Source organism: Pseudomonadota bacterium, from assembly GCA_030860485.1.
Taxonomy (GTDB): domain Bacteria; phylum Pseudomonadota; class Gammaproteobacteria; order JACCXJ01; family JACCXJ01; genus JACCXJ01.
Window position 1 is genome coordinate 1 of record JALZID010000145.1, and the last position, 2,783, is coordinate 2,783.

Here is a 2,783-nt window from a genome sequence, read left to right on the forward strand (position 1 = left end):
ACACCAGCTTGCCCTCTGACCGTCATTGATCTCCCCCAGGTACAACACCTGCCTTTGAACCACCCGCCCACCCTGGGTACGTCGATTCTCCACGATACTCCAGTAGCGGTGTTCCTTGCCATCCTTAAGGCGGGTCTTGGCGCGCAGAAACATGCCCTGAGTTTCGCAGAAACTCGAGCCCAGTCAAGTACCCAGGTCGGCACTACACGCGCTTTTCAGGCGATCTCAATAATCGGTTCGGATAATCAGCGGGTTAACAATTCAAAATATTTGATCTCTGTGAAAATCAAGGTTGAGTTGCGGAAGTCGGGCTAGCTAGCTAGGCGCCCTCGGGCTTTGATGGATGGTCCGCATTACCTGGTCCCCATCGCGCTCGCGGCAGAGCGCGCTGGCGGCGGGGTATCAGGTATTCTAGGCATCGATCTGGCTCGACGCCCAGCGATCTGGTGAGCGCATTAATGTGGACCGCGGCGATCTTCATGTCCAAGCCATCGGCGGGAATCCCCGACTCGCCGACCGGGAAGGTCGGGTGCGATGACCGTGAAGTTCGCGGCGAGCCGCGGCAGGATCGGCCTCCACATGCGAGACGTCTGCGTGTAGCCGTGCAGCAGGATCACCGCCGGACCGTGCCCCGCCGTGAGGTAGTGCAGCTTGGTTCCCTCGACCTCCGCGGTGAGCGCAGAGATGCTGCCGTCTGCCGTGGCTGCGTGCATCGCCGCCGGCGAAGCGAACAGGAGACCCTGTACCGTCACCAAGAACCAGCTCTTCCAAGAGACCTATCGTCTTCAGCAACGCGCCGCCCACGCTCCCAACGCGAGGACCGGCATCGCCAACCTACGCGCCGATTCAGCCTTCGCCTGCGAGAGGCCCGGGTCGTCAAAGGCAGCACGGTAGTAGGCGAAACCCGCCCGCGCAGCGCCGGGGCTCGAGAAGGTGCGTACATGCTCGTCGAGCGACGCTTGGAGATCGCCCAGCTTCGAGAGTCTTGTTGGCGAGCAGCCACGTCAGGAACGCGCGCTCATGCTGCACGAGGACTTCGGGCAGGTCGTCGAGGCGGTTGAAGCCGAAATGCCACGTCTTGAGGTTTGTCGCGCGATCCGGAATCCCTCCGGGCGGAGGCGAAACGCCGTGATGGACGCCTCGGTCAGCACAAGGCGGCGGACGTCGTTGGAGAAGGCTATGGCATGGGCGAAGGCGATCCACGTTGCGACGTCATGTCCGACCACGTCGACGCCGAGCTCGAGAGCCTCGACGAACGCATGCAGGTCCTTGGCGGACGTGTCCGGATCGTAGCCGGCAAGCGGTTGCTCGCTGTCGCCGAAATCGCGGGGGTCGATCGCGTAGAGCCGCCTCCCGGCCCGGACGAGCCCGGGCATCACGCGCCGCCACGCATACCAGCTCTACGGCCAGCCGGGCTCGAGCACAACGGGCTCGCCGTCGCCGACGACGTAGTGGAGCCTCACTCCGTTGGCCGATACCGAGCCGTGCCGGAGGTCGGCCAGTGGCTGGCCGTCCGGCTCGGGCGTCGGGGCCGCACCCACAGCCCCTGGCGCTGACGCGGCGAGCATCACGCCGCTGAGGGCCGACAGCAAAAGTTCGAGCGTGGTCTTCCTCACAGGTATTCGCTCCGGGACGTCAGTCGATGCGCAGGCTCTGTTCCATCGCATAGCACTGGTCCCAGATGAAGACGTCGAAGCGGACGAGTCTGCCGGACGACTCGGTGTCAGCGCATTCAAGCGCTATATCGCCACTCGGTCGATGTAGTTGCCGGAGACGGCCCACGGATTCGCCTTGTCGGCTGGTCTCGAGGCCAACACCGACGGGCGTCGATTTCAGGGCGGCGCCCACCGCAGCCTTCAAGTCCTTCATGAACGCGCTCTGGAGGACGACGTCAGCGCGCGTGCCGCCGCGTGCGCCACTGCCCCTCGTTTGGCGTCGCCAGCGGCCCTTGGGTTTCCAACGTTTGTCTGCCGAGAAAGTCACTGCGATCGTAGAAGCCACCCTGCACACGAAGCCGGAAGATGCGACCCACTGGAGCACGCAGACGATGGGGAAAGCGCAAGGAGTCAGCCATGCCAGCATGGCGCGGATCTGGGACGCGCACGGCTTGAAGGCGCATCGGATCGAGGGCTTCAAATTGTCGAAGGACAAGGCGGTTTGTTGAGAAGTTGACGGACGTGGTCGGCGTCTACCTCAACCCACCGGACAAAGCGCTGGTGCTCTGCGTGGATGATAAATCGCAGGTACAAGCGTTGGATCGGACGCAACCGGGATTGCCGATGAAGAAGGGTCGATGCGGAACGATGACACACGACTACAAGCGCAACGGAACCACCTGTCTGTTCGCGGCGCTCAACGTGCTCGACGGCACCGTGATCGGCACCTGTTACCCGCGTCATCGAAACGAGGAGTTCCTGAAGTTCCTGCGCAAGATCGACCGAGAAACGCCACAAGGATTGCCCCTGCACCTGATCCTGGACAACTACGGGACACACAATCACCCCAATGTGAAGAACTGGCTTCAGAAGCATCCACGATTTCATCTGCACTTTACGCCGACGAGTTCTTCGTGGCTCAACCTTGTCGAGCGATGGTTCGGAGAGATCACGCGCAAGCGGATCCGGCGAGGCGTTTTCAAAAGCGTGCCGGAGCTGATCGCGGCGATCGATGAATTTATTCCGGTCAACAACAGAAATCCAAAACCATTTGTTTGGACCAAAAAGGTCGAAGACATCTTGGAAAAGATCAGCCATTGTAAAGCCATTATTGAGACACTACACTAG

At 61.6% G+C, this 2,783-nt stretch carries 4 protein-coding genes and 1 pseudogene; 1 reads left to right on the plus strand and 4 read right to left on the minus strand.

Features of this window, described 5'->3' with window-relative positions; genetic code table 11:
- Window positions 1-455: 455 nt before the first annotated feature.
- The 4 genes from M3461_08075 to M3461_08090 form a co-directional block, all read right to left on the minus strand.
- Window positions 456-752 carry an alpha/beta fold hydrolase gene (locus M3461_08075; protein MDQ3774308.1) on the minus strand — a complete coding sequence of 99 codons (297 nt, stop codon included), beginning with the start codon at window positions 750-752 and terminating at the stop codon, window positions 456-458.
- Window positions 753-1,004: 252 nt separating this feature from the next.
- Entirely contained in the window at window positions 1,005-1,376 is a 372-nt protein-coding gene (locus tag M3461_08080; protein ID MDQ3774309.1) for an alpha/beta hydrolase, read from the minus strand.
- A gap of 24 nt (window positions 1,377-1,400) precedes the next feature.
- Window positions 1,401-1,616 carry a hypothetical protein gene (locus M3461_08085; protein MDQ3774310.1) on the minus strand — a complete coding sequence of 72 codons (216 nt, stop codon included), beginning with the start codon at window positions 1,614-1,616 and terminating at the stop codon, window positions 1,401-1,403.
- A gap of 19 nt (window positions 1,617-1,635) precedes the next feature.
- Complete coding sequence (locus M3461_08090) at window positions 1,636-1,869, minus strand: hypothetical protein (GenBank protein ID MDQ3774311.1); 234 nt, start codon at window positions 1,867-1,869, stop codon at window positions 1,636-1,638.
- Window positions 1,870-2,011: 142 nt separating this feature from the next.
- Here M3461_08090 and M3461_08095 point away from each other — a divergent pair.
- Window positions 2,012-2,783: pseudogene (locus tag M3461_08095) on the plus strand (IS630 family transposase).

Bases quoted from the DNA above. Each gene is read 5' to 3' on its own strand.
- M3461_08080 (MDQ3774309.1), bottom strand. From the start codon at position 1,376: ATGCCCGGGCTCGTCCGGGCCGGGAGGCGGCTCTACGCGATCGACCCC.
- M3461_08090 (MDQ3774311.1), bottom strand. From the start codon at position 1,869: ATGAAGGACTTGAAGGCTGCGGTGGGCGCCGCCCTGAAATCGACGCCC.